The sequence below is a fragment of the Actinacidiphila glaucinigra genome (assembly GCF_900188405.1).
GTDB classification, from domain to species: Bacteria; Actinomycetota; Actinomycetes; order Streptomycetales; family Streptomycetaceae; genus Actinacidiphila; species Actinacidiphila glaucinigra.
The window spans coordinates 71,492-97,462 of sequence record NZ_FZOF01000016.1; the positions used below are offsets into that span (position 1 = coordinate 71,492).

The 25,971-nt window shown below is 70.3% G+C and carries 15 protein-coding genes and 1 pseudogene; 9 read left to right on the plus strand and 7 right to left on the minus strand.

Features of this window, described 5'->3' with window-relative positions; genetic code table 11:
- Window positions 1–140 precede the first annotated feature (140 nt).
- From CHF15_RS27155 to CHF15_RS27165, 4 genes are all read left to right on the plus strand, one after another.
- The gene (locus CHF15_RS27155) at window positions 141–1,118 is read left to right on the plus strand and encodes a helix-turn-helix domain-containing protein (protein ID WP_089226504.1); all 978 of its coding nucleotides are present in this window, start codon (window positions 141–143) and stop codon (window positions 1,116–1,118) included.
- Between the two features lie 911 nt (window positions 1,119–2,029).
- Window positions 2,030–2,680, plus strand: coding sequence for a DUF6338 family protein (locus CHF15_RS27160; protein ID WP_089226505.1), 651 nt, complete (start codon window positions 2,030–2,032; stop codon window positions 2,678–2,680).
- A complete protein-coding gene (locus CHF15_RS45090) occupies window positions 2,677–2,844 on the plus strand; it encodes a hypothetical protein (protein WP_179279974.1) in 168 nt (55 codons plus the stop codon). Before CHF15_RS27160 ends, CHF15_RS45090 begins: the two co-directional genes overlap by 4 nt.
- Window positions 2,845–2,862: 18 nt before the next feature.
- Window positions 2,863–6,366, plus strand: coding sequence for a CHAT domain-containing protein (locus CHF15_RS27165; RefSeq protein WP_089226506.1), 3,504 nt, complete (start codon window positions 2,863–2,865; stop codon window positions 6,364–6,366).
- A 655-nt stretch (window positions 6,367–7,021) separates the two neighbouring features.
- Here the strand turns inward: CHF15_RS27165 and CHF15_RS27170 are convergent.
- A complete protein-coding gene (locus CHF15_RS27170; protein ID WP_089226507.1) occupies window positions 7,022–9,367 on the minus strand; it encodes a DUF2786 domain-containing protein in 2,346 nt (781 codons plus the stop codon).
- Between the two features lie 433 nt (window positions 9,368–9,800).
- Window positions 9,801–10,190 carry a barstar family protein gene (locus CHF15_RS27175; protein WP_089226508.1) on the minus strand — a complete coding sequence of 130 codons (390 nt, stop codon included), beginning with the start codon at window positions 10,188–10,190 and terminating at the stop codon, window positions 9,801–9,803.
- Between the two features lie 781 nt (window positions 10,191–10,971).
- On the opposite strand from CHF15_RS27175, the gene mobF reads away from it, so the two are divergent.
- Complete coding sequence (gene mobF, locus CHF15_RS45910; protein WP_322975707.1) at window positions 10,972–16,152, plus strand: MobF family relaxase; 5,181 nt, start codon at window positions 10,972–10,974, stop codon at window positions 16,150–16,152.
- A gap of 468 nt (window positions 16,153–16,620) precedes the next feature.
- Window positions 16,621–18,237, plus strand: coding sequence for a hypothetical protein (locus CHF15_RS27190; RefSeq protein WP_245939060.1), 1,617 nt, complete (start codon window positions 16,621–16,623; stop codon window positions 18,235–18,237).
- Window positions 18,238–18,326: 89 nt separating this feature from the next.
- On the opposite strand, the gene CHF15_RS27195 is transcribed toward CHF15_RS27190, so the two are convergent.
- Window positions 18,327–18,824: a hypothetical protein gene (locus tag CHF15_RS27195; protein ID WP_089226509.1), complete on the minus strand. Its 498-nt coding sequence runs from the start codon at window positions 18,822–18,824 to the stop codon at window positions 18,327–18,329.
- A 491-nt stretch (window positions 18,825–19,315) separates the two neighbouring features.
- On the opposite strand from CHF15_RS27195, the gene CHF15_RS27200 reads away from it, so the two are divergent.
- A complete protein-coding gene (locus CHF15_RS27200) occupies window positions 19,316–20,443 on the plus strand; it encodes a hypothetical protein (protein ID WP_089226510.1) in 1,128 nt (375 codons plus the stop codon).
- Between the two features lie 183 nt (window positions 20,444–20,626).
- Here the strand turns inward: CHF15_RS27200 and tgmC are convergent, their stop codons facing one another.
- From tgmC to CHF15_RS44495, 4 genes are all read right to left on the minus strand, one after another.
- A complete protein-coding gene (gene tgmC, locus CHF15_RS27205; protein WP_089226511.1) occupies window positions 20,627–21,748 on the minus strand; it encodes an ATP-grasp peptide maturase system methyltransferase in 1,122 nt (373 codons plus the stop codon).
- A gap of 1,135 nt (window positions 21,749–22,883) precedes the next feature.
- Window positions 22,884–23,018, minus strand: coding sequence for a hypothetical protein (locus CHF15_RS46455; RefSeq protein ID WP_265737410.1), 135 nt, complete (start codon window positions 23,016–23,018; stop codon window positions 22,884–22,886).
- 80 nt (window positions 23,019–23,098) lie between these two features.
- Window positions 23,099–23,551: a recombinase family protein gene (locus CHF15_RS27215; RefSeq protein WP_089226513.1), complete on the minus strand. Its 453-nt coding sequence runs from the start codon at window positions 23,549–23,551 to the stop codon at window positions 23,099–23,101.
- A 319-nt stretch (window positions 23,552–23,870) separates the two neighbouring features.
- Window positions 23,871–24,107, minus strand: coding sequence for a hypothetical protein (locus tag CHF15_RS44495; RefSeq protein ID WP_143681639.1), 237 nt, complete (start codon window positions 24,105–24,107; stop codon window positions 23,871–23,873).
- A 131-nt stretch (window positions 24,108–24,238) separates the two neighbouring features.
- On the opposite strand from CHF15_RS44495, the gene CHF15_RS27230 reads away from it, so the two are divergent.
- On the plus strand, window positions 24,239–25,000 hold the full coding sequence (locus tag CHF15_RS27230) for a GntR family transcriptional regulator (RefSeq protein ID WP_089226516.1): 762 nt from the start codon (window positions 24,239–24,241) through the stop codon (window positions 24,998–25,000).
- Between the two features lie 495 nt (window positions 25,001–25,495).
- Window positions 25,496–25,891 (plus strand): annotated as a pseudogene (locus CHF15_RS45915) (DUF6083 domain-containing protein); the annotation flags it as partial.
- Window positions 25,892–25,971: the final 80 nt, after the last annotated feature.

Here is a 25,971-nt window from a genome sequence, read left to right on the forward strand (position 1 = left end):
GCGCGCTGACGCCCACCTCAACGCAGGGCAGCGCGCTCGTTGCTGGAAGATGTCAAGTGCGGCGGATGAGCCGCAAGGTGGGAAAGGTGGCCTACCTCCGCCAGGTGGCCGGTTGGTGCCACGGAGGTGTGGGAGCGGGCATGGATTTTAACGTTCTGGGGTTCACGGCGGACGCGGAGCGCGTATATACGGCGCTGGTGGGGATGCCGCGGTGCACGGCGGCGGAGGTCGCGGACGCGTGCGGCCTTGCCGCGCCCGCGGCGGGGAAGCTGCTGTCCGGCCTGGTCAGGGACGGCCTGGCGGTGCGCAGCGCGGGGCGGCCGCCGAGGTTCTCCGCCACGGCTCCCGATGTCGCGGTCGGCGCGCTGATCCACGAACGCGAGCAGCAGCTCGGCGAGGCGCGGGCGCTGGTGCAGCGGCTCGTCGAGACCCACCGGGAGGCGGGCAGGATCAGCCACCCGGACATGGCCGCGGAACTGCTCACGGACCGCGAGGACATCAGCAAGGCCGTGCACCGGCTGACGACCGGGGCGCGCCGCGAGGTGTGCGCCTTCGACCGTCCTCCGTACGTCGACCGGCCCGGCAGCAACCTCGATGGCCAACTGGAGCGGCAGCGGACCGGGGTGACCCACCGGGTGATCTACGACCGCGAGGCGGTGGCGTGGCCCGGCAGGCTGCAGGACGACATCATGCCGAGCATGCGGGCCGGGGAACAGGCCCGGATGCGGCCGGAGTTGCCGCTGAAGCTGGTGATCAGCGACAGCCGGGCGGCGATCATCCCGTTCAGCCTGGCGCCGGGCGGTCAGTCCGCGGCGTACCTGATCCATCCGTCGCCGATGCTGGTCGCTCTGCAGTCGCTCTTCGAGGCGCAGTGGGAGCGGGCGATCCCGCTGGGGGAGGCGGCGCCCACGACTTCGGCGGAACCGGGGCAGCCGGACGCGGAGACGCTGGCCCTGGTCAGCCTGCTGGCTTCAGGGCTCACGGACGCGGCGATCGCCCGCACGCAGGGCTGGAGCGCCCGGACCACGCAGCGGCGCATCCACCGCCTGATGACGGAACTCGGGGCGTCCACCCGCTTCCAGACCGGACTGGCGGCGGCGCGGCGGGGCTGGCTCTGAGCCTTAGACCGCGGGCGTAATTCCCTTGCCGAGGGTCGCGGCCCGGTGGCACGGCGGAAAGGAGAAGCTGGTACGGGTGTTGTGCCCATGCTGGGGCCGCGTCGTTTGCCGGGGGCTGTGGGTGGGTGGATAGTGCCAGAGGTGCGTCCGATGGTTGGGGCGACGTGGCCGTGTGGTGTCCCGGTCTGCGCCAGGGGCGGCGGGTACCGGCGCCGGGGTGTGCGTGGTCTCGCCGTGAACGCTGCGCGTGACGGGATGATGCCCCCGCACATCACGCCCGCGAGCGCCGCCCGGTCTGGCACGCGTAGGCGTCCGGGCAGGTCAGTAGCCGCGGTCGTAGATCGCCCGCAGCCACGGTTCGCGACGGCGGGTATGCGGGCCAGTGTGTACGGGAAAAGCGGCGCGGAATGGCCGCAGGGGCATCGGCGGGTGTGGTGGCAGGGGATCGTCGCGTTCCACGCCTTCAGGTAGTCCTCCGGCGTGACGGCAGGCGGTGATCCCCGGCGCTGCCACGTACTCGACTTTCCCGGTGTCGGCCGTCCCCGACGACGGCGTCGAAGCCGTCGGCAATCGCGCCCCACTGATCTGCTGGGTCGAGCGAGAGCCCTGCGATCGCAGCCTGCCGTTCTACTTATGGCGCCCTCGGGGCCGTCCCGACCATGGGCAGGTGGACACCCGATGGCGACCGCGTCCTCCCTATGGCGAACCCCATCGGCCCCAGCCGTCGTCGGCTACGTCAGCGCGGCCGTAGGGCAGAGCCCCGTCCTGCAGATCAACAGGCTGATGCGGACCGCCGTTTCCGAGGTCGGCCCGCTGCCTTGCAGTAGCCGGGGAAGGGGGTGTTCCGCCGACCGTGGAGACGCAAGCCAGTAGCCTGATCGAGCGGAGTTCGTGAGACATGGGGGTGGTGAGTGCAGGCGCCTGCGACCGTCGTGCAACTCGTTCTGCTCGTTCTTCTGGTGCTGCCCGGGGTCACCTATCAGTTCGTCCGGGAACGCCGCCGTGGTCCGGTGCCCGGTGAGCGTGATCTGGGTGAGCGGGTGTTGCGGGCGATCGTCGCGTCGATCGCGCTGGACGCCCTGTACGCAGTGGTGGCGGGGCCGGCGCTGGTTCGCCTGGCTCGAGGCGCCGGCGGTGGCTGGGACGGCTTCGTGGACCGGCCGCGAGTGGTCGGCTTCGTCGCCGTGGTGCTGTTCCTCGTCGTGCCGGCCATGGCGGCGGTCACCGTTTCCCTGGTGGATCGGCAGCGGCGCAAGGCTCGGTTCCTGCGCACGCCCAGCGCCTGGGACCACGCATTCCGCGACCGCGAACCATGCTTCGTGCGCGTGCGGCTCAAGGACGGCAACTGGGCGGGCGGCTGGTACGGGAACCGGTCGTACGCCTCCTCGTACCCCCACCCGGCCGAGCTGTACCTCGAATCGGCGCGCGTGATGGGTGCCGACGGGGCGTTCGGCGTGCGCGTGCGCGGGACGGCGGGCCTGCGGCTGCGGGCGGAGGACTTCGACGTGCTGGAGTTCGTCGAACCCGGAGAACCGGTGACCGTGCCGGAGGAGGAGCGATGATGGTGCACGAACCCGTGCCCCCGCCCGAACCCGATCTCTCGCCAGAAGAGTTGGCACTGCTGCAGGAGGTCGCGGAACGCGGCTACACCCCGAAACGCACGGTCGCCGAACCGGATGAGGCGCCTGGCGGCCCGGCCGGCACCTCGAACGGCAACGAGGACTGACGGGTGGGAGGCGGGCCCGTGAACGGCCTGGCCGAGCGGTTCTGGGAGGCGTTCCACGTGGCCCGGCACAGCGCGGACCCCGCGTCGGTCGAGAAGGCGATCGACCTCGGCCGTGCCGTGCTGGCCGCGGAGGACGTGGCCGAGCGCCGCTTGGTCCTGTCCAATCTCGGGGGCCTTTTGCAGACCCGCTACCACCAGACCGGCGACTTCGAGTTCCTGCAGGAAGCCGTCCGCATGGTCACGGAGGCTTACTTACTGGCATACGAAAGCCCGGAGGACTCGGCCAGCTACGCCAACAACATCGGCATGCTGCTGCATACCGCGTTCGGGCAGAACCAGGACCGTGGAACCCTGGCTGACGCGCTGGAGTGGAGCCGGACGGCCGTTGACGAGGAACCGTCCACGGAGAAGGCGTTCTACCTGGGTAACCTCATTGTCGCGCTGCGGACGGCGTTCACTGTGACGCAGGACCTCGCTTCCCTGGCTGAAGCCGTGGAGCATGCGCGGGCCGCCGTCGAGTGCTCTCCCGATGACGTGCTTACCGCGAGGAGTCTGCACTTCCTTGCCGTGGTCCTGCGCGACTGGTCCCATGAGACCGGGGAGACCGGTGTCGTGGAGGAGGCTGTCGACGCCGCGCGGCGAGCGGTGGAGCTCACGCCGGCCGGGTCGTCCGACGTGCTCGACCGGTTGAAGAACCTCGCGTACCTTCTCGACGACCGCTACCAGGCTCGCGGAGCGCGGGATGATCTGTCCGAACTGCTTCGGGTCCGGCAGACGCTGGTGGCCCACACCCCGGTCACCGATCCGCGGCACTCGCAGAACCTCGTCGAGCTGACGACCACGGAACGAGACTGGGCCGCGCTCACCGGCGAGCGCCCGAAAGGGACCCCCGACTGGGAACGCGCCGACACCGAAGCCGAAGCGTGCGGCCGCTACGCCGCCGAGTTCGAGCTGACCCGGGACTCGGCCCTGCTCGAGCGGGCGATCGAGCTGGGACGCTCGGTGGTGGCGGCAACCCCTGCCGGGCACCCACGCCGCGGTGTGCGGCTGGACCACTTCGCTGCGGCGCTGGCCACTCGCGGTGAAGCGTTCGGGGACCGCGTCGCGCTCGCGGAGGCCGTCGTGATCGAGCGGGAGGCCGTCGCGTGCACATCCGCGGGGAATCCGCGGCGGGTCCAGTTCATGGGCAACCTCGCCGTCAACCTGCACGCGTTGTTCCATGCAACAGGAGAGCTGGCTCATGTCATGGACGCGATCGACGTTGCCCGCCGTGCCGCTGAGGTCACGGCAGGGCAGGACCGCCACCCGTATGTACTCGAGATCCTCGCCGCCGTGCTGCACACCCGGTTCCGGGTGACCGGTGAACTGCAGGTTCTGTCGGAGGCGGTCGACCGCGCGCGGGAGTCCGTCCGCCTCGGCGCGAGCCTCGTCCCCGGGCAGGCCCGGCGGCTCTCGAACCTTGGCGCCATACTGTCGGACTGTTTCGTCAGGACGGGCGAGGCGGGCGTGCTCGACGAGGCGATCGACGCGCACCGCGCGGCCACGGATGTGACGGCGGACGGCGACCCGGACCGGGCTGTGCGGCTGGCTAATCTCGGCGGTGTGCTGGAGAAGGCGTATGAGAAGTTCGGCGACCGGAACGCGTTGCGGGACGCCATCGCCGCGCGGCGCGCGTCCGTGGCCGCGACTGCGGAGGACAGCCCGCACTGGCCTCGGTACACCTCGAGCTTGGCCGCTGCGCTCGGCGACTGGTGCACGAACCCCGTCGCGCCCGCCGTCGCGCGACGGGACCCGCCGGATCCGCAGGTCCTCGCCGAGGCGGTCGGCCTGGCCCGGAGTGCGGCGCGGAGGCCCGAGCAGGACGCCTATTGGCGGGCGAGTTCACTGACCCGGGTCGCCGACGTGCTGGCGCTCGGCTTCCGGCACTTCGGCGACGGCGACGCGCTGGCCGAGGCACTCGGCTGCTATCGGGAGGCCGCGGCGTCTGCCGGATCGCCGACGGCGAGTCGGGCGGAAGCGGCGGACCGGTGGGGCGCTCTGTCAGCCGAGGCGGGGCAGTTCGACGTGGCCGCCGAGGGGTACGCCGCCGCGGTCCGGCTGCTGCCCCGGCTTGCCGGGCGCCGCCTGGGCCGCGAGGACGCCCAGTACTGGCTCGGCCGGTTCGCCGGGGTTGCCGCCGACGCGGCTGCGTGCGCGCTGGCCGTCGGCGACGAGGTGAGCGCGGTGACCCTGCTTGAATCCGGGCGCTGCGTGCTCGCTGCCCAGGCACTCGACAGCCGCAGCGATCTTTCCGGTCTGCGCGAGCAGGCACCCGAGCTGGCCGAGCGCTTCCGGACGCTCACCGCGGAGTTCGAAACCGACACCACGAGCGACCGCGTGGCGCTCGCCGACGAGCTCGACGCGGTGACCGACCGGATCCGTGCGCTGCCCGGGATGGAGCGGTTCCTACGGCCGCCGCTGCTCACCGACCTCACCGCGCAGGCGCACGAGGGCCCGATCGTGTACATCAACGTCAGCCGGTACCGGTGTGACGCGCTGATCGTCACTGCGGACGGGGTCCGGTCACGCGCGCTGGACGGTCTGAGCGAAGAGACCGTGAGTCACCGCGTACGCGCTCTGCACACCGCGTTCACGGAAGGGCGGCTGATCGCCGAGCAGGCGATCCATGACACGCTCGAGTGGCTGTGGGACACCGTCGTGGGCCCTGTGCTGGGCGAACTGAGGCTGACGGCGGAACCGGCGGCGGATGGTCCGTGGCCAAGGATCTGGTGGGCCCCGGTCGGATCGCTCAGCCTGCTCCCGCTGCACGCGGCGGGCCACCACCGCGACGGCGGACCTGTGCTCCTCGACCGCGTCGTCTCCTCGACGACGCCGACGATCCGCGCCCTGGGGCACGCCCGCGCGGGCCGCCGCGACGACCGGAACGAGCCGCGGCTGCTGGTGGTCGCGATGCCGCACACTCCGGACGCCCCGGACCTGCCCGGTACACAGGCCGAAGCAGACCACCTGGCCGCTCTCATACCCGGCGCCACGGTCCTGGTCGGCGCGGACGCGACTCGTGACGCCGTTCTCGACGCATTGCCGGCCAGTGGCTGGGCGCACTTCGCCTGCCACGGGTACAGCGACCCGGACAACCCTTCGGACAGCCACCTCGCGCTGCACGACCACGATCGCACGCCGTTTCGGGTGTTGGACATTTCCGGGCTGCGCCTGCGGAACGCGGAGTTCGCTTTCCTGTCGGCCTGCGATACGGCCCGCACCACCGCGCGCCTGTCCGACGAGGCGATCCACCCGTTGGCGGCTTTTCAGATAGCCGGGTTTTCCCAGGTGGTCGGCACGCTCTGGCGCGTCGACGACGCCGTGGCACCAGCCTTCAGTCAGCAGATCTACGGCGAGTTGATCGCGGATCGATCCGGTGCGTTGTGCGCGTCGGCGGCGGTCCATCGCACGGTCAGGCGGCTGAGGACGAAGTATCCGAACCTGCCGTCGGTGTGGGCCGCGCACGTCCACGCGGGCGCCTGATTTCGCACTCCGTCGTATCGGCGGTTGACCCGCAGTCGACTCGGCCGACTGCGTCGGTAGCTGTCTGTCATCGGCATCCGCTCGTGGCTCCCCTTTGTGTCAAGCCGTGGGATCGGTTTTGATCTCGGGCCAGATGAGCCGCTGAACGAGGTGCGGACCGCCGCCACACGGGCCTTCGAGGTCGTGCTCGGCGCTGCAGGCGCCACGTATGAGACCGGTGTTTTCACGAGGACGGTGCCGACCGGCCAGAGCCGCAGGCCGCGCCGTTCAGCCGGGCGCCGGGACAAGAGTGCACTCATATTCCCTCAGGACACTCCAGACCGACCACCGGTTGCACCCCTTTGCCAGGCGCCCGAAGGGAAACCCGGAAGGTGAGCATGGTCTGACCCACCAGCCCACACCTCGCGACCCACGCGTCGCGCCCCGCCGTCCGAGGTTGCACCCGGTTTGTCCGGCTCTTCAGCGGCCGCATGCGTCAGCAGGGCACAATCGCGGTGACGGCGGCCCCGGTTGCTGGAGACGGAGTACCCGCGGGGTGAGATGCGGGCTTCCGGCTTCTCCGTTCAACCCCTTCGTGCCGCTGATCAACGAGTTGGCGGCGAACGACGAGGAGTGACCTGGCAACGGTTCCCCCTCGCCGTCCGTTGTCACGCGATCAGTCGACCAGTTGCTCAGTGGGTGTGTCGGGAACGATGGTCGGCCCACCGATGTCGGCTCGTCGGCCGTCGACGCGGCCTTGCCAGTAGCCCGTACCCTTGAACTTCGTGGGCCGAGTCTTGCCCAGCTTGGGATAGCGGTCGTTCAGATGTGCGGTCACCAAGGTCGACCGGTCGGCGAGGACCAGGGCCACACTGCGACTCGACCTTTCCGTGCCCTCCGCTGCCTTCTGTTCGTGCTCGGCGGATGCCCGCGCCGCCTCATGCGCGGCCTTGACCCGGTCGGTCACCTCACGGATGAACCCGAGCATCCAGGAACGCTTGTAGGCGCGCGCGTCCTCCGCCGCCGGTCGGTGGAGGCGGTCGGCGCGGTCGGCTCCGTCCAGCATCTGCAGCCTCAGGCTGGCGAACAGGACCTCGCTCGCTTGGATGTCGCCTTCGAAACCGAAGAGGTGGACCCGGTGCCGGTGCGTCTTGCCTCCGGGATAGACCGAACGGCAGCGCATGGCCCCGGCGATCCAGCTGAGCAGCCGTCGCATCTCCTTGGCGTAGGGCGGGTGGACCTCGACGACCTTGTCCATGGGTCCTGCGGGTCGGTCCAGGTCTTCGAGCATGGCCTGTTCGATGCCGTACTTGGCCATGAGTTCCGTGGCCTTGGCGAGGAAGGCGCGGGCCTCCTCCTCCGTAGCGGCCTGGTCCTCCGCCTTACGGAGCAGGGCCCGGACCTTGCCGAGTAGTTCGGGCGGAAGGGCGCCGTTCGCGGTGCGGCGGGGGGAGGTGGCACCACCCGGGCCCGGGGAGTGGATCCCGCCGGGACCGGTGTCGGAACCGGGGCCCTTCTTTCCGTCGGACCCGGTGGTCCCGTCCGCGTTGTCCGAGCTCTCCTCCTCATCGGCCAGGAGGTCGGCGAGGTCCTCCGGGTCGGGAACCAGGTCCGCCAATGCGGCCAGGGCCCAGCGCCGGTAGGCCTTGGCGTCGTCTTCGCGCACATGGGCGCGGACCGAGCGCAGGGTGCGTACTGTTCCGTCCGGGTGAACCGTCAGGAACTCCAGCCTGGCATGGCCGAGTTGTGCCAGCGCGAGAAGCGCGCACAAGTCGAAGGCGCTGTCCGGCTCATACGGGACGTCGATGCCGGGATGGGGATACCAGTCCGCCGACTCGTCGGCCTCGTCGAAGAATCCCTCGAACAGCGAGGGGCCTGGGACCGTCACGTTGTCGTCGCCCGTCCGGACGCGGACGACGGAGGCCGACGGCCGTCCCGAGTAGGCGAGGGCGGCGGCCTTCTCTTTCGGGGAGGTGACGATGTGGTACCAGACGGGCACGGAACCCCGCATCCCCTGCCAGGTCGTCTCTCCCCGCTCGTGGTGCTCACGCGCCTGCCGTACCAAGTCCGCGCTGGGGGCCCCGTCGCACCAGGCGTCCTCGTCCGATTGCACCTGCCAGTCGAGGAACATGTCCAGGTAGTCAGAGGCATTGCGGTGTGCGTCAGGCCGACTGCCGTTCAGGAGCGCGCGTTCGCAGGCGGAGAGCGCGTCGACGACGGGCTGCAGCACCAGCATGGCGTAGCGCTTGACGGTCTCGGACAGCTCCGCCAGGAAGGCCCGTGTGGCCTCGGACCCGGTTGCCTGCTGGGCTTTGCGCCACGCTTCGAGCTGGTCGGTGCAGGCCTGCTGTTCCGCCAGCCACCTCAGGTGTCCCGCGCCCTGAAGATGCTCCTCGCGCAGCAGAACGGCGTCCTCGACGGCGGCGGCCGTTCGGGGCGACCTGAGCACCGCGTGGGCGAGCAGTCTCAGCGGTTCGGGTTCCGAGGCGAAGAACTCCCCAGGCGTGACGAGCGTACGACCGTGCTGTCTAGGCGCCTGCTCGGGCTCGTCGATGTCGCCGTTCCAAGGAATCTCTGCGGACCAGCGCGAGCGCCACTCGGCGAAGTCCCGTGCGGGATCACCGGTGCGCGGCTGATGCCGTCTCCACCACCACAGGGCCATCTCCTCCCATGCGGCGGCGTTCCACGACCAGACGGCCTGCTCACCGCAGGTCGCCAGCCGCGAACGGAGCGCTCGGGCTGCGCCCGTCAGGTCGTGGCGGTGCCCGCCCGGAATCAGGCGCTCGAGCAGGCGAACCGTCTCCGTCACAGGGCGGGCGCGCGCCTCGTCCGTGGCCACCCTGGCCACGGTGACTGCCGCGGCTAGGCGCCGCTCCCCGAGATCGGCTGGTAGCAGCTTGTACAGATCCGGGCCGGCGCTCTCAAGCACGTTGGCAAGGTCCTGGATCCTGCTTTCGATCCACTCCTTACGCGCCTGCCGGAACTCCACCGCCGAGGGTCCGTCTGCGCGGTTGTCCGTCATATTTCCCCCCACCTATGTATGAGTGATCATCTTAAGAAGGCGCACGTAGGCATTCACAACCCTCCGGCGCCAGTGGTGCTCGTGGACGGCGGCAAGCAGCACCGGTCGCGACAGGTGGGAGAGCAGCAGTCGTGGTCTGGCAGTGAAGGCGCGGTCCCGGCTGGTGGCGGTCTTGTACACCCAGGGTCATGCCCACTCTTGTGCCGTCGTCCCTGTGCCCGGGTACAGCAGTTATGGGCTGTCACGTGCGGGGCATGTTGGCCCGGGGGTGGATGGGCGCTGTCGTCGGGCATGGCGATTCGCCCCGTCTGCGTCCGCACAGGGTTGACTCGTGCCGCCGCTTCGGCTTGCACCCGCAGGCGATGTGCATGACCTTTGCTGACTACGTCGGCATGGGTCATCTGCCGGACGGTGAGGAACAGGGCGTGCCCTATCACCGCAGCCGTAGGGCTCCAGGTGCGCGGTCCTGGAAGATCTCGATCAGCCAGTCGAAGACGGTGGTTCCGCGTTCTTCGCGTGCCGCTGCCAGGTCGGCGCTGACAGCGGGACGGTTCGTAGGGTGGCACTTTGACAGGCGAAGTTCCAACTGGCGCACTGTTTCGGGGTAGCCGAGGTGCTCACGGGATACGGCATGGTCGCGCCATTCGACGATGTACTGGTCGACCTCGGGGTGCCCAGGTCCGCCGCTGAGGCAGTCTGCGAAGGCGTTGAGGTTGCGGCCGAAGTACAGGCGTCCGGTGCCGTCGAACGCGTCCATGAGGACCTGCCAGAAATCCTCCAGCGTTCTGATCCGAGTTCCGTCCAGCACGAAGGTTGCCGTCACGATCGGCAGGATACGTCCCCCTCAAAGTCACGCTCACCCTGGTTGGAACCTCATGTTCAGGCACCGCCTCGCACGAGTTCGCCGGAACACGTGCGTTGTGCCGGACGACTCGCTCGAGACGATGGCGGCGTTGTACTTCTCCTTGCCTACGGTCAGGAATCTGGAGGGGAGAGGTTCGGCGCCGTGCCAGTTGAGTTCCTTGTAGCCGGGTTCGTCGATGCGTAGCAGGTCGACGCGACCGTGGCAGGCGATCGTCTTGCTGCAGGCCTGTTTCAGCCGGCTTGTGGTGCGCGTCTTTACGCGCGGTCCGCGCACCGGCTTGATTGCCCTCGCCCTCCACGGGGCCGTGGCGTCATGTCCTGAGTCGGCCAGCCCCGCAGGGGCTGCTGCGCCGGTTGCGTGTCGGTTGGTTCAGGCGGGCTGTGTCGGGGGCTGGTTGAGGCTCTCGGGGTGTGCGGCCGCAGCCGGCCCCCACCTTCCGAGGGCGGAACTGTCGGGACGTGCTGGGTAGGACGGCGGCGTGTCTGGCGGTGTCCGCGGGTGCGGGTGGGGTGCTTGTGTGGTGGCGGATGCCCGCGGTGGGGTGGCGGGGCGATCCAGATCCTCCTCTGGTGCGGGTGGATGCGTCTCGCACCTCTGGCACTGTGGCGGTCGGGGTGGCGGCGGGTGGGCCGGGTCCCGTCGTGCGGCACGCCATACGTGATTGTTTTCCGGGGTGGGGGAGGCTGGCGGGCTGGGCCGTAGCGGGAGGTGTTTGCTGTGATGCCGTGGCGGGGTGGGCATGACGGTGAAGGGCATTTCCGCGGGGAACTACCCCTATTACCGGCGCAATATCGCCAAGTGCGATGGGGCGTGCGGTGGTGGGGTGGCGGTGTCCTCGAGCACGCCCGGGGTGCCGGTGGGGCGGTGGCATGGGCGGGGCGCGGCCGTGCTGGGGCTTGCCGGTGAGGTGAGCGAGCCGCAGATGCGGGCGTTGTTCGGGCTGGGGATGCACCCGGACGCCGAGGCGATCCTGACGCGCGAAACACGGGCCGGCGCGTCGAAGAAGCGAGCGTGGGATGCGGCGAAGCTGGGCCCTGCGCTACCGGAGCTTGCCGAAGGGACCCCGCTGGACCGGCAGATCGAGCAGGTGCTGCAGCACGAGAGTGAGCAGTTGTGCCGGCCGCTGACCGGGACCGAAACGAAGAACCTGAAGATGCAGGTTGCAGCGCAGGCGTTCCGCGCCGAGTACCGGCGGGCGCCGGATGACGGGAAGGAACTCGCCCGGTTCCTGGCCTCGCGCACCGGAAAGCAGCGCCAGGCGCGTACCGGGTATGACCTGACGTTTTCCAGCGAGGAGTTGTCGCTGCTGTTCGCGCTGGGCGACGAGCAGGTGCGCCAGGTCGTGCTGGAGGTGCTGTCGCAGGCCAGGACCGAGACGGTCGCGTGGATCGAGGACCATGCGCTGGCGGTGCGGAGAGGGACCGGCGGGACGGCGCAGCTGCAGGCCAGGCCCGGTGTGCTGGCGACGGTGTATCTGCACTACGAGTCCCGGGCTGGGGACCCGATGCTGCACGAGCATGTCGTGATCAGCCCGCGCGTCCAGGGCCCGGACGGGAAGTGGCAGAACCTCGATGCCCGCCTGCTGTACCGGGAGATCGTTTCGGCGTCGGAGCTGTTCAACCAGCGGTCCCTGGAACTGATCTGTGGGCGGTTGGGGTTGCGTACCGAGCCGGTGGAAGTGACGGCCGGGCAGCGCCCGGTGATGCAGCTCGTGGGCATCGACGTGCGGCTGCGGGAGCTGTTCTCCCAGCGCGGGAGCGCGATACGGGAGGTGGTTGAGGAACTGGAGGCGGACTACCGGCACCGTCATGGCCGGCAGCCCGGTCTGGCTGCTCGCAAGGGGCTGCAGGAGCGGGCGCGGGTCTCTACGAAACAGGCCAAGCGAACAGCGCGGTCGCTGGACGATCTGCTGGCCGGCTGGCGGCGGCGGGCGATCGCGGCCACGGACCAGGCGACGGTGGACGGTGTTGTGCGGGCGGCGCAGGCCGCAGCGCGCACCGCCGGTGAGGCAGCCACTGCGCGCGGCGCCGGTGGGGCAGCCGCCGGGATGGCTGCCGACCCGGAAGGGGCTTCCGGCGCCGCCGGTGAACATGCTCCCGGTACGGGGGCGGAGGTCGTAGGGGCGGGTGGTGACGGTGTGGTGGAGGTGGATGTGGTGGGGGCGGCGGCGGTGGTGCTCGCGGAAGTGTCCGCGTACCGCACGACGTTCCGTCGTCGGCATGTGCTGGCGGAGGCCCGCCGGTATCTCATGCGGACGCTGGCGGGGGCGACCGCGCCGGTGGGTGTCGCTGATGCGATCGCCGACCGGGCGCTGGCCGGGGCGGAGTGTGTGGAGCTGACTCCGCCCGATCTTCATCCCGGGCTGCCGGAGCTGACCCGCGCGGACGGCGAGAGCGCCTACCGGGGGATCGGGTCGCGGACCTACACCACCGCCTCGCTGCTGGCGGCCGAAGAGCGGCTGGTGGCCGCAGCGGGCAGGGGTGTGGTGGCGCCAGTCGGCCGGGATATTTTCGCCCGGGTGGCCGCGGAGCACGGTGGCGGGCTGGATGCCGGGCAGCGTGAGCTGGCCGCGGCTTTCGCGACCTCGGACAGGCTGCTGCTGGCGGGTATCGGCCCGGCCGGGTCGGGGAAGACCAGCGCGATGCGGCTGCTGGCTCGCGCGGTGGACGCGACGGGCGGCCGGCTGGTACCGCTGGCGCCTTCCGCCCGTGCCGCCGCCGTATTGGGCACCGACCTTGGGCGGTCCGCGCACACCCTGCATTCCTGGCTGCGCGGGCGTGAGCTGGCCGCCCAGGGCCACCTGGCCGGTGAGGGGTTCGGTCTGCGGCCGGGTGATGTGGTCGTGGTCGACGAGGCCGGCACGGCCGGCACCCGCCTGCTGGACCGGGTGGTGGCCGATGCCGCCATGGCCGGGGCGGTGGTGCGGCTGCTGGGCGATCCCCGCCAGTTGGCTGCGGTCGAGTCCGGTGGCGCGCTGCGCCTGATCGCCTCCGGCGGGGGAGTGGTCGAACTGGACCGCCTGCACCGCTTCCGCACCGACGGTGAGGCCGACGCGTCGCTGGTCTTACGTGACGACGACCGCCCGGAGCAGGTGTTCGCCTGGTACCGGGAGCGGGGCCGGATCACCGCCGGCACCCCCGGTGCGATGCAGCAGGCCGTGCTCGACGCGTGGGCCAAAGATACCGAGGCCGGGTGCAGCACGGTGATGACGGCCGCCGACACCGCCACCGTTTCCGCGCTCAACGCCCGGGCGCAGGCCTGGCATCTTTCCCGCGGCACTGTTACGGCCGGACCCGCAGCCGTCTTGCGCGGGGGGCTGCGCGCGCATGCCGGCGACATCGTGGTTACGCGCCGCAACGAACGCCGCCGGATCGTGCGTGGCGCCCGCGATTTCGTGAAGAACGGCGACACCTGGACCGTCCAGGCCGTCGAGCCCGACGGTGCCCTGACCGTCCGTCACACTGTCCATCGCGGCCGTCTGCGGCTGCCGGCCGGCTACGTGGCCGCGTACTGCGAGCTCGGCTACGCCTCCACCATCCACCGCGCCCAGGGCATGACCGTCGACACCTCCCACGCCCTGGCCACGCCCGCCTCGGCTCGTGAGGGTGTCTACGTCCAGCTGACCCGCGGCCGGCACACGAACCGCCTCTACCTGGCCTTGGATTATGACGGCCAGGACGTTGCGGGGGTGCTGGAGACGATCGCGGCCCGGCGCGGCACGCAGGTGTCGGCGACCGAGACCACCGCCGAACTGCAGCAGCGGGCCATCGACCCGGCCACGCTGGCCGCGCAGTACGCGGATGCCGCAGCCCAGGCCACCACCGCCCGCCTGTCGGCCGTGCTGGAGCAGGCCCTGGGCGCGGACCGGGCCGCCGTGGTGCTTGCCGCGGACACCTTCCCCGCCGTGACCCGCGCGCTGCTGGATGCCGAACGCGCCGGATCCGATCTGCCCGGCCTGCTCGCGAAGGCCACCACATCCGGCCCGAGTACCACCGGCGCCGGCCCGGACGCCACCGGCGACGGCCCGAACACCACCAACGACGGCCCGAACACCACCAACGACGGGCCGGACGTCACCGATGACGTCCGGGACTCCACGGAGGATGGTGGAGGCTCCGCGGGCGCCGCGGGCCTCGCCGGGCGCCTGCTCCGCCTGGTACGTGCCGCGGGGTCCGGGCAGGCGGGTGTGACGGGCCCGGCCGGGCAGGCCCCAGCCGCCACTTCGGCGGCCCCAGTGGCTGGTTCCGCCTCCTCGGCTGCGGCTGGGCTGGCCGTGGTGCCGTCGTACCGGCTGCACGCGCTCATGGCCTGGGCCGCATCTTTGCGTGCGGCCGCTCACAGTGAACTGCAGGCCGCCGAAGCCGCCGCCGGCATGCTGCCGGTCCCGGTCACCACCGGCAGCGGCTGTACCCATGCGGCCTGGCCGCACCGCCCTTACGGTCCGCTGACCCGCACCGAACTGGACACCCACCTGGCTGCTGTCCGCGCTGTCTGCCGGGATGCCGAACGCAGCGGCACCCCCTTGTCGCCGGCCGCCTCGAACACCGTTGCCGCGCTGACCGCCGAGGATGCCCTGCGCTGCGCCCTGCCCTGGCGGGAGGCGGCGCGCGAGGACTGGCAACGTGAGCGCACCCCGCACCTGTCGCAGTCCTCGCTGGCCGCGATACGCCGCCACCACAGCGTCCGCGTTTTCGACACTGATCAGCGGCTGCGGCACGCCCGGACCGTTCTTGCCGGGGCCGATGCGCTCAGCGACGCCTTCCATGCCGAACTCAGCCGCCGCGTGGGGCTGCCGGGCAGGTGCGCGCAGCGGCCCTGGCACCCGGCCGACGTGCCGGACTGGGTAGCCGACCGCACCGCGCAGGACCACCCCGGCACACCTGGCCACTGGCGCCGCCACCTGACCGAACGCCACCGCATCCTGACCTGGGCCCTGGCCCAGCGTGGCCGCACCCTGGCCGGGTCGCCCCCCGCCTGGGCCGAGCCGCTGGGCCCGCCCCCGCCCGCCGACGCGCCCGAACGCCGCACTGCCTGGGCGCTGACCTGCGCCCTGACCGAGCTGTGGCGTATCCGCCACGCCATCACCACCGTTCCCGGTCTCGGCCCCCGCCCCGACGACCCGGTTGAGGCCGCGGCCTGGGACGCCATGACCGCCCGCATCCGCGCTCTGGCCTCCGCCCGGCTTCCTGCCCGCACCCAACCCCCAGGGGTGTTGAGCCCGGCGCTGCTGCCCGCCCCCCGCACCCGTTCCGTCAGACCACCCGCCGCTCCCGTCCCCACCCCGCTGCCCAAGGTGCCGGCCCGGCCATCCAAGGTTCCTACGCCGGCGCCCAAGGTCGCGGCCCCGGTGGTGCCGCCCCCACCCCCCGTACCGCCAGTCAGCCCACCGGTCGGTCCGGCTCCCACCCAGCCCCCGCACCTCACCCAGCCGCCCCCTGCCCCGGGCGGCGGTGACGGCCTGATCGCCCCCTACCCCCCTCGCGCCGCCCAGGCCTTCCAGGCTTCCCAGGCTGTCCGGGCGGCCGTGTTGGCGCGTCGTGCTCTGACCGCCGCTCTCACCGGCGGGCCCGCTCCGGAACCCTGGATCGAGAACATCACCGCCCCCGGCCGTGACCACGCCGGCGAACAGCACGCTTACACCCGTCTCATCACGGCCATCGCGGACTATCGGAGGCGCCGCGACCACGCCGGCCCGGACGTCCTCGGCCCCCGCCCCACCGGCGATGACGGCCGGGAATGGGACCACCTCACCGATGCCCTCGACCGCTACACCCAATCCCGCATCCAAGCCCGCCTGGACGCCCTGCGCCGGCGCAGCGCCGCCGCACCGCAGCAGCCCTCCCCTGCGCCCCGGCTAACGGGTCCACCACCCGGCTCACGGGCGTCTGATACTCGCCCGGTCCCGCGGCGGCACCTGTGACCCCCGCCCAGCGCCTGGCCGGCCGTTGTCCTCACCCTCGACTGCCGAAGCCGGGGTGTGAGCCTTGGGACGGGCTGATGAGGTGAGGGCTGCGGTGTCATGGTGAGGGATGGCGGTTCGCTGCGGTGGTCGCTGGCCGCGGAAATTCCTGCAGCATCGGCAGCAGCCACGACCTGTCGCCGCCCTCGTCAGCGTCACCGGCTGCGTGCGCGGCGCCGGTGTCGGATTCCGTCGAGCGGGATGTTCTCCAAGGCGGCGTTGCGGGGCTTGAGATGCCGCTGCAGGACGGGCGTCTCATCTCTCGTGCGGCTGGTGCACTGCTGGGGTGACAACGACCTTCAGAACCAATGTATCGGCCCATGATGGCCACTGCCGTCAGGCCGCGATCCGCGCCCCGGGTGCAGATCTCGCCCGCACCCGCCTCGCATGTATGGCAATCCGTTCTCACACCTGGGCAAGGAGTCTGCGGTGAACAGCCTGCTCGACCAATTTTCTCAGCACCCCTTGGCCGTCGGCCTGTTCGTCCTCGCGCAGATCACCACGGTGACTCTGGCTGCCGTCTTCTGGCGCCGCCGGCTGCGGGCTGCGGCTGCGCAGCCGCAGCCGCCGAATGCGCGGTCCACCCGCGGTAATCACGGCCGGGCGGGCGCCAAGCGGAAGCCGACCGGTGACAAGTCGGAGGACGACGAGTCGAAGCCCGTTGACGGCAAGCGGCATCCGGTTGCTGTGGTGGTGGCTGCGCTGGCTGCTGCCGCGTGCACTGCTTACAGCGGCGACACTTCCTGGCGGTTCGCCGAGGAGCACCTCGGCATGCACTCCCTGCGCGAGCGCGGCTTCCTGTTCTTCGCCGGCGAGCTTGCACTGTTCGGCTGCGCACTCATGGCGCGCAGCAACATGCACTACAAGAACAAGCCGGGTGCGCCCGGGATGCTGGTGTGGCTGATCACCACCGTCCAGGTCATCCCCGCCTACACCGAGAGCCCCGACATCTGGGGAGGCACCGTCCGGGCCTTTGTCGGGCCGGTCCTGGCCGCCTTGCTGTGCCACCTCGCGCTCGGCCTGGACCTGTGGCACGCCAAACCCGGGGCCCAATCCAACAGCGTCCCGGCGGTCATCGTCCGCGAACTTCGTGAGCGCATGCTGTCCCGTCTGGGCCTGGCCGACCGCGGCCGCAACGCCGAGCAGATCACGCGCGACCGCGCCACCCGCAAGGCCGTGCGCCTTGCGGCATTGCCGGAGCCCCCGCGCTGGTTGCCAAACGTCAGGAACCGGCGGCTTGGGGCCGCCGTCGCCCGCGCTGAAGTCGGACAAGACCCCGAGCAGCTCCGGAAGTTGCTTCGTCTCCTTGCCGTCCGGCGTCACGCGGGCGAGCTTGCCACCAGAGAGATCCCCTCGCCATGGGACGATGCGCTGCGAGAGGTCTTTCCCGGGCACGTGGCAGTCAGCCCTGCCCTGTCCGCAACGCTGGGTACGCTCGCGCACCAGGACTTGAGGCGGATGCAGCCGCTCGACGCCATCCGCACCATCGTGGACGCCTACCCGTATGCATCCGTGGTCGAGATCGCAGCCCGGTGCGGAGCGGCCGGCCTCAGGGTGTCGGAAGCCCTCATTGGTGTCGCCCTCGACCGCGCGAACACCGCACTCAAAACTGCCGTGGCGGATGCCGGGAAGGAGACTGTGCCCGACATGCAGCCCGCGCCCGGCCCGCAGCCTGCCGTTGCAGCCCCGCCCCGCACGGAGGCCGTGCACGCCCGCATCGCGGCCCAGCCGGCTCCGGCGGGTGCGCAGCCGGGTGCAGACAGCAGGGCAGATGCGCAGCCGCATGCAGCCGACGACGAGGCGGATGCGCAGCCGCCCGCCAAGGCACCCGCCCCGGATGCGGATGCGTCGGGGCTCCGGTCCGGCCTGGACAGGGACGAACTTTTGGGGGAGGCGCGCCGTCTTGACTTAGTCGTCCGCGCCGACGGCGGCCGCAACGCATCGAGGGGCGTGTCGCTGCGGCAGCTGCAGATGCAGCTGCACATCGGTCAGCGTCGCGCGCAGCGCCTGCAGCGTCTGCTCAAGCAGGACCCGCAACAGTGGTGACCGCCGAGTCGCAGGCTCTTGAGGCTGCTTGTCCTTCCCTGAGACCGCGGTTATCTGAGTGCCTGATGGGTGGGCGTGCGTGCTGGTTTTCAGGCGAAGGCGGTCTCCACGAATGAGATCCCTCCGCGCTCGCTGTGTGAGAGGTCAAGCCGCTGCGCGTGCTGGGGTGCCTGCCGTAGGTACTGGTGGAATCCCGTGGCCCGGAACGTGAGGTTGAAGAAGTGACCTTCGATGTGCCACTGCGGGTCGCCGTGACTGTCCTGTGGGGTTGAGCGCCGAAGGTGGTCGATGTCGAGGCTCAAGGCCATCTGCTTGAAGTCGAGGTCGCCCTCGACGTCCCAGACATCGTCGAACACGAGCGTGGACGGCGCGATCCAGAAGCTGAAGTGTGTCTGCGGGGCGACTGGATGCACCCAGCGGACGATGTAGTCGATGTCCAGGAGCAGGCGCGGCAGCGAGTCGTCGGAGGCGCCCGGCTGGACGCAGAGTCCGTGGATGGTGCAGTAATGCCATCCCATTGCGTCGGAGTCGGCGTCGCTCCAGATGCTTTTCGTCAGACCGGATTCTGGATGAGTGCCTGTGCTCATGGCGGCATCCAACCAGAACGGGCAGGTGAGGGCTCAGCTGGTTGCCTTCGAGAGCGGTCGCGGGCGGGGCGTGTCACGGGGTGGCCGCGGGCGTGCTGGCGGACCATGGTGCCTGCCATCGCCCAGACCGGGTGGGGCTGTTTGCGGTGTCCGGTTGGGCTTCGGCCGGACGTGCGCGGGTGCGCCCGGCCGCATCGCTGAGAAGCGTGCGGCGGACGAGGTGGTCAAGGCGTCCGGCACGGTGCTGTTCACGGTGCGGAACCGACTTGGGGGTTGCATGTGTCTGACGCAGCCGACCGCAGTGAAGGCGATCACGACGGAGATCGACGTGTCGGCATCAGCGGCATGGTGACGCGCTAGGGTGCGGCTCAACTCAACGGCACATCCGTTCGGCAGATGTGTCGGTTATTGAGTCACCGTGTTGAGACGTCAGTGTTGTCCCGTGCCTGGCATCCTGGCTCCACGCTGTACCACCCTGGGGGGAACTGGTCATGACCGAAGCCCGCATTGACGCTGTCGACATCGACACCGATGGGGAGGACGATGCCGACCGGGAGGCTGTCGAGCACGAGCGGGAAGAGATACGGGAGTTCGTCAAGGGACTGAGCGCGGACGACATCAAGTCGGGCAGCTGGTTCACCAAGCTCAGCGCTCAGGCCCTGAGCTCCTACACCGACAAGGTCGACTGGCAGTACTTCCAGGAGCGGTATGAGGGCGTACCCGCGGATGCCATCGTCGATCAGCGGATGAAGATGGCGGCTCGGTACGCTGCGCTCGAGGGCGGGCTGTCTGCCGGGGCCTATACGGCGGCAGTCGTCGCCACCCTTGGAAGCCTTGGTGGTGCCTCGCCGGCGACTGTCCCGGCTGCCGTCGCAACAATGATGGTCGATGTCGCTTTCATCACCCGGCTCCAGCTGCGCCTGGCCTACGACATTGCAGTCCTCTACCGGGTCCCGCTCGACCTGTCAGACCCCGAAGACATGTGGAAGCTCATTCGAGTGGCCTTCACGATCAAGAGTGGGGAAGCGGTCCGGGAAGGCGCGATCAAGGTGGTTCCGGCCCTCGTGCGGCCGCTGATCAAGCGCTTCTACTCCAGAGCGGTACTGGCCGCCGGGAGGGGGCTCCCGGTCGTCGGGAAGTTCCTCCTGCAACGCAACGTCATCAAGATCGGTATCCCCCTGGTCGGCGTTCCCCTCGCGGTGGTGCTGAACCGCTATACGACGCTGCTCGCGGGACGGCATGCGCAAGCCGTCTTCCGGAACGAGGCGCGTGTGATCGAACTCGCCGAGGGCCTGAGCAAGCGGAGCCGGCACCCGCAGTTGATGCTGTGGGTCGCGTGGCTCGTCATCATGGCGGACGACAAAATCGCCGACGATGAGGCGCTGTTGATCCGGCATCTGGTCAGGCTGGTGCGGGATCACCATCAGGTGGTCGACGAACAGCTCGCTCACCTTGTTGACATCGACCCCGCCGAGGTGTGGCGGCGCATAGACGCCGAGCCGGGGGATCTGAGCGACATCCTCGATGCGGCCGACCGGGTGGCCACTGTGGACGGTGCCGTCAACGCGTCCGAGAAGGCCGTCATCTCCGAACTTCGAGATCGCTGCCTGCGCGCCTGACGCCGTTACGCGCCACCTCCCACACTGGTCAAGGCTCCTCTTCACCGCTTGGCTGACCCGGGTCGGAGCGCCGGGTCTTGCTCTGGGTGCGGATGCGGCTCGGCGCGGCATGAACGTCGTGCGGCCGCGGTCCGGCTCTCCTGGTGCTCTTTCCTGGCGCGCGGGCCGGCCCTCGCGCCCGTGTCACCGGGCGTGGGGCCAGGTGTAGGCGTGGCGCCCGTCGGGTGTGATGGTGATGCGGAACTGGTCCAGGGCGGGGGATCCGTCGTGGCGCCACCGTTGGAGGTGGTCTTCGATGGCGTCCCAGAGGCGTTCGGGGCCGCCTTGCCGTACTCGCCAGCCGTGCGGGCCGGGCTGGAGCAGGGCCCAGCTTCCCGCGTCGGTGTCCACGAGCAGCTGGCCCCGGTCGCCGAGGTGGAGGCGCTGGGCTGCGGGTGCGGCGATCTGGGCGACGAACCGGGCCGCCCAGTCGTCGAGGATGCCGGCGTCAATGGTGGTGTCGCGTGCGCTGCCGGCGTCGAGGTCGGGGAGCGTCCCGAGGGGTGGGGGCTGGTGGGGGCGGGCGATCATGAACGAGACCTGCCCGCCGAGCAGCCGTCCGGTCGCGGTGCCGTCGTCGTGGACGGTCAGGCGCGCCAGTTCCGTCGAGTGCATCCAGCCGGACAGGGTGGCCAGGATCTGGCCGCCGGGGCGGGTCTGGGCGATCCACTGCTCGGGGACGGTGAGTACGCCGCAGGTGGCGATGATCCGGTCATAAGGGGCGCCGTCCTTGTGTCCGGCCAGACCGTCGCCGGTGATCATCTCGGGTGCGTGGCCGAGGGTGGCGAGCGTGGTCGCGGCCCCGGCCGCCACCACGGGGTCGATCTCCACCGAGGTGACCAGGTCGTCTCCCAGGCGGTGGCACAGCAGCGCGGTGCAGTAGCCGGTGCCGGTGCCGATCTCCAGTACCCGCATGCCGTCCTGAACCTCGAGGTCTTCCAGCATGCGTACCACCAGGCCGGGGGCGGTGCTGGAACTGGTCGGCTGGCGCAGGATCCGGCCGTGGATGTCGCCGGGCACGATCGTGCCGGCGACCTGGGTGACCACCGAGACGTCGGAGTAGCAGCCGGACAGCCAGCCTTCGTCGCCGGGCATCACCGGCTCCCACGCGGTGGGCGCCGAACCGGGCACCTGGCGGAAGAAGCCTCCGCGCAGGAACTCGTGTCGCCCGGTGACCGCGACGGCCTGCCGCCATTGCGGCGAGCGCACACTGCGGCCAGCCGTGAGGTAGACCAGCAATTGCCGGCGCAGGTCTTGCTCGTTCACCACGTCTTCCCTTCCAGTAGATCGTCCATGGCCGCCAGCGTCGCTGCAGCCGCGAGGTGCCGTGCGGCCGGACCGGCCGGGCAGTTCGTCGGCATGGCCGCGCCGGACCGCGGCCCGCCCAGGAGCCTCAGGCCGCGGTGCTGCCGCCACGGCCGGTGTCCCGCTTCACCGGGCCGTTGCGCCGTCATCCCACCCCCACACTTCTGCGGGGCCGCCGCTGCAGTCCACGACGAACGGGGACACGTAACTCGCCGGTTCCACGTCCCGGGCTGGGCCGTGGCCCAGGGGCGTGACCTGTGGCTCGGGCACGGTGGCTGCCTGCGGTGTGGCCGTGCTGCAGGCGTGGCAGGTGTCGGCCAGACGCCATCGGCGGCCTCCCGCGCAGCGCACCAGCACCAGCTGGACCAGACCGTCACACCCGCGGTGCCGCGGATGCCAGCGGCAGCCGTACTGGCCGCACTGGCACGTCCTCAGGTGCGATGCGAGCGGCGCGGCACGGACATGCGCCACCAGGTGCGCCACGACCGCGCCACGCACCGGCTCCGCCCTCGGCAGGTCACGGAGCTGGCCGCATTCCTCGCACGTCATGACCGCCACTGCTGCTATGGGCCGGACCTCCACCGTCCAGGTCCGGCGCGTCGGATCCGGGCTCGTGTCACGCCGCATGGGCTCCGGCCCCCTTCCTGGCTCCGGGTTGCCGGCCTCCGGCGGGTTGCCGGGCGTGGAGGGCGGCGCCACCCAAACCCGCGCCCCGCCCAGCCCCCGTGCTCGAGGGCGTGCCCCGCCGCTCGTCCGGAACAGCGCTGGACCATTGCCGCGGCACGCGGATGCCGCCGGACCGGCAACCGGACCCAGGGCCGTCCGCGGCACACCGCACGGCGGCGGGCGGGTCAGGCCGGACCGGCGGCAGCGGTACTGCGGACGCAAGCCGGAGAGAAGAAGCGAACACGGTGGTCTTCCAAGATCGTGGGTGGAACCGGGCGGGGGCCCGCCACGCGCGCTGGGTGACGATCCGGGCAGGCTCGCCAGCGCGCGCGGCGGGATCGCACGGCCCGCCTGGTACGGGCCGTGCGCGTCGTCGTCGTGGAGCGGGGGCGTCCTCCCCGAAGAACAGGGAGGAAACAGGGGGCCGGCGTCAGACCACCTCGATGGCGACGTCCGGCGAACTCAGAGCGGTCGGAGGCCGGATGTCGTGCTGAGCGGCGGCGACTTGCATCCACAGCAGCGGCACGGCGGCACTGTTGCCCAGCAGCCACACCAGGCTCAGCACACCGGACCGGTGCGGCCCGGCATCACGGGACGCACGATGTCTCGAGCGGGCACGGGATAACACGGCCGAACGGGAGCGCATCAGATCTCCTCCAACAAGCAAGGCGGTGCTGCAGGCGCTGTGGCACGCAAGCGCTGGCATCCCGCGATCGGGTGCCGAACCGCGTGGCCGGCCACGCCCTTGTCCCTGTCGCTGGCGCCGCCGACGGTCGCACACCACCCGCCGGCCTCCCGCACCCGCAGCTGAAGCTGCGCCCGGGATGCCTCATCGCCCAGCCGGGCCCAGCTGCTGACCAGGCAGATGACAGGCCGCGCGTGCGAGAAGGCACGCACCAGGTGAACCAGGGCGTCGAGCTGCGGCCGATCGGTGGCGCTGTGCGCATGAGGCCCGTGCTCGATCCAGATGCCCTTGTGTTCCCAGTCCGCCTCGGCTGCGTACTGCTCACAGTCGCTCAGCCGCTCGATGAGCAGACTCGGCCCTGGACGCGTGAGCCGGTCGTAAATCAGCGCGATGGGTCTGGTCGCCGCCGTCACGCTGCCCTCCGCGGGAGATGCTCAGGGCAGACGACGACCGGCCATATACGCCACCCGCCGTCAACGGCGACGCGCACCATGCCCGCTCCGTCGAGGTGACCGCAGGTGGAACCGCACCAAAGGCAGGCTTCACCACGGAGGCGGGCTGGATCGATGTCAGGTGACGCTGCCGGAATCTTGGCCAGTGCCTCCAGCCGGGGCGTCTGTTCGTCCGGGCCGTCTGTCTGGGCAGTGACCGGCTCGCGCCCCCCGCCCAGGCGGGGCATCCCCAGCTTGGCCATGCCGAAGGCGATGCCGTATCCGCCGACGTGCCGGTCGCTCATTGTGTACCTCCGGTGATCAGGGCCCACGCCTGCTGAGTGCCGTCCCCCGCGTGGTCATGGCCGTAGTCGTCAGCGTCGGCCAGAGCGGCGAGGAGGAAGGCACGGTGTGGTTCGTCGAGCTCCTCTGGGAGAGCGACGATCAGGCGCACGCCTGTCTGGTCCTCCCGGCGCTCGACTTCTGTGCCGGTGGCCGCGAGGAGCCGTGCGGCGATGCTTTCGATGCGTGGACGCACAGGTATCCCCTGGTCACTGGTTGATCGCACTGCGTAATGCTTCTTAAGTAGGTTATCCCTTATGCAGTAGCTTTGTCAATGACGACGTCAGCCTCAACTCGCCCCCTCGCTGGGGCAGCACGGAGAGTGCCATGCCCCGCGAAGCCCCCTACCTCGAGGTGGCCGACGATTTGCGTCGCCGCATCAAGGCAGGGGAGTGGGGTATCGGCGAAAAACTTCCCTCGGGCGCCGTCTTGGCGACCGAATACAACGTCGGCCGCAACGTGACGCAACGCGCCTTGGACCGGCTCGTCATCGAAGGCCTACTCGAAGGACGGGCTGGCTCCGGACGGTTTGTTCGCCCACCACGCGAGCGCATGCGCATGATCCGGTCCCGCCACCGCGAGCACCGCGGCGGCAGCCCGTTCCACGCGAACATGGATGAACAAGGCAAGGCCGGCACTTGGGAGTCGCACAGTCAGGCCAGAGTGCCCGCTTCAGAGGACGTTGCGCAGCGCCTCGCCATCCAGCCCGGGGATCACTGCGTGCGCACGACATATGAGTTCATGGCTGACGGTCAGCCTGTACAACTGTCGACGTCCTGGGAGCCGATGGTCATCACGGACGGCACGCCCATTGTGCTGCCGGAGATGGGTCCGCTTGCCGGCGAGGGAGTCGTGAAGCGGATGCGGACCATCGGCGTCACCGTCGATACCGCCGTCGAGGTGCCGCGGCCGGGGCGCGCCACGCAAGAAGAGGCCAACCTGCTGGGGATCAGCGTCGGAGACCTGCTGATGCGGATCGAGCGCACGTACTACGACGGCGACGGTCGGCCTGTGGAGACGGCCGACCTTGTAGTGCCTGACGTCCGCTGGGAGATCGCGTACGAAATCGGCATAGACCGCGGCGAGTGACGGCTGAATTCTGGAGTACGGGCTGCCGGTCGTGTCGGTGGGGACGCTAAGCCTCCTCCGAGCCAAATGAGTTGCAGGTACGGCCGCGTCCCCGCACGCTCGTGCTGACGAACGCGCCGTTGCAGCGCTGGTTACGGTCGTTCTGTTGGCAAGGGCCGCCTCAATCGATGCCTCCAGGGTGTCAGGTTCGGCGATGAGCCCATGCGACGGAGATCATCTTGGACCAGGCGCAGGGCGAGGCCGCGTTTCTGCGGCCCCTGTCGCAGCCGACCGCATGAGCGACGGGTGTTGAGTGCACAGGCTGGATGGGTGGTCAGTCGCGTCGGCGGTCGAAGGGGGGTGCACGGCGCCCTTGTGTGCATCGACCGGTTCGAGGGGCTCATGGAACGCATGAGCTAGTGAGCGAACTCTTGTGCGGCTTGAAGGGGTCGGTAGGGTGACTTCCTCGGCTTGGTCGTCCGTGTGGTGGCGTGTTGGGCGTCACCGTCTGCGGTCATGCGCTCGACGAACAATTCCTTCGCTGACGATGGTTTTGCCTGGGATGGCAGCCGGAAGAATTACCGGCCGCGCCGGTCCCTGCACATTGCCGAGGACAGTCCGAGCCGGTTGCTGCGGTCTGCGCAAGGCGGCCGGTGTGATCTCTGCGGGAATCCCGTTGAGTGGTACCAGCGCCCGGGTAGTCCTGCTGTTCCGCTGCATCCGGTAGAGCTGCCCGTGGGGTCGGTGCCGCTTGGGGAGCGCTGGCATGTTTCTTCCGGTTTTGCTCATGCTTCCCATGACGGGAGCGCGTGGTGTCGGGTGCGGCACCACGCCCTGTGCCCTGCATCGCCAGTGGGCAACCGTAGCCCGCTCCTGGAGGAGATGTGCCGGGCCCTCGCGCTGAACTCCCGCCGCATGCAAGATGCGGGCCTCTTCACGCCCCGGCCTGAGCAGCCGGCCCAGGCCGCGCCGGATGTGTCTGTCCGGCCGGT

Coding starts and splice junctions, on each gene's coding strand:
- CHF15_RS27155 (WP_089226504.1), top strand. CDS start 141: ATGGATTTTAACGTTCTGGGGTTCACGGCGGACGCGGAGCGCGTATAT.
- CHF15_RS45090 (WP_179279974.1), top strand. CDS start 2,677: ATGATGGTGCACGAACCCGTGCCCCCGCCCGAACCCGATCTCTCGCCA.
- CHF15_RS27170 (WP_089226507.1), bottom strand. CDS start 9,367: ATGACGGACAACCGCGCAGACGGACCCTCGGCGGTGGAGTTCCGGCAG.
- mobF (WP_322975707.1), top strand. CDS start 10,972: ATGACGGTGAAGGGCATTTCCGCGGGGAACTACCCCTATTACCGGCGC.
- CHF15_RS27195 (WP_089226509.1), bottom strand. CDS start 18,824: ATGAGCACAGGCACTCATCCAGAATCCGGTCTGACGAAAAGCATCTGG.
- CHF15_RS27200 (WP_089226510.1), top strand. CDS start 19,316: ATGACCGAAGCCCGCATTGACGCTGTCGACATCGACACCGATGGGGAG.
- CHF15_RS27230 (WP_089226516.1), top strand. CDS start 24,239: ATGCCCCGCGAAGCCCCCTACCTCGAGGTGGCCGACGATTTGCGTCGC.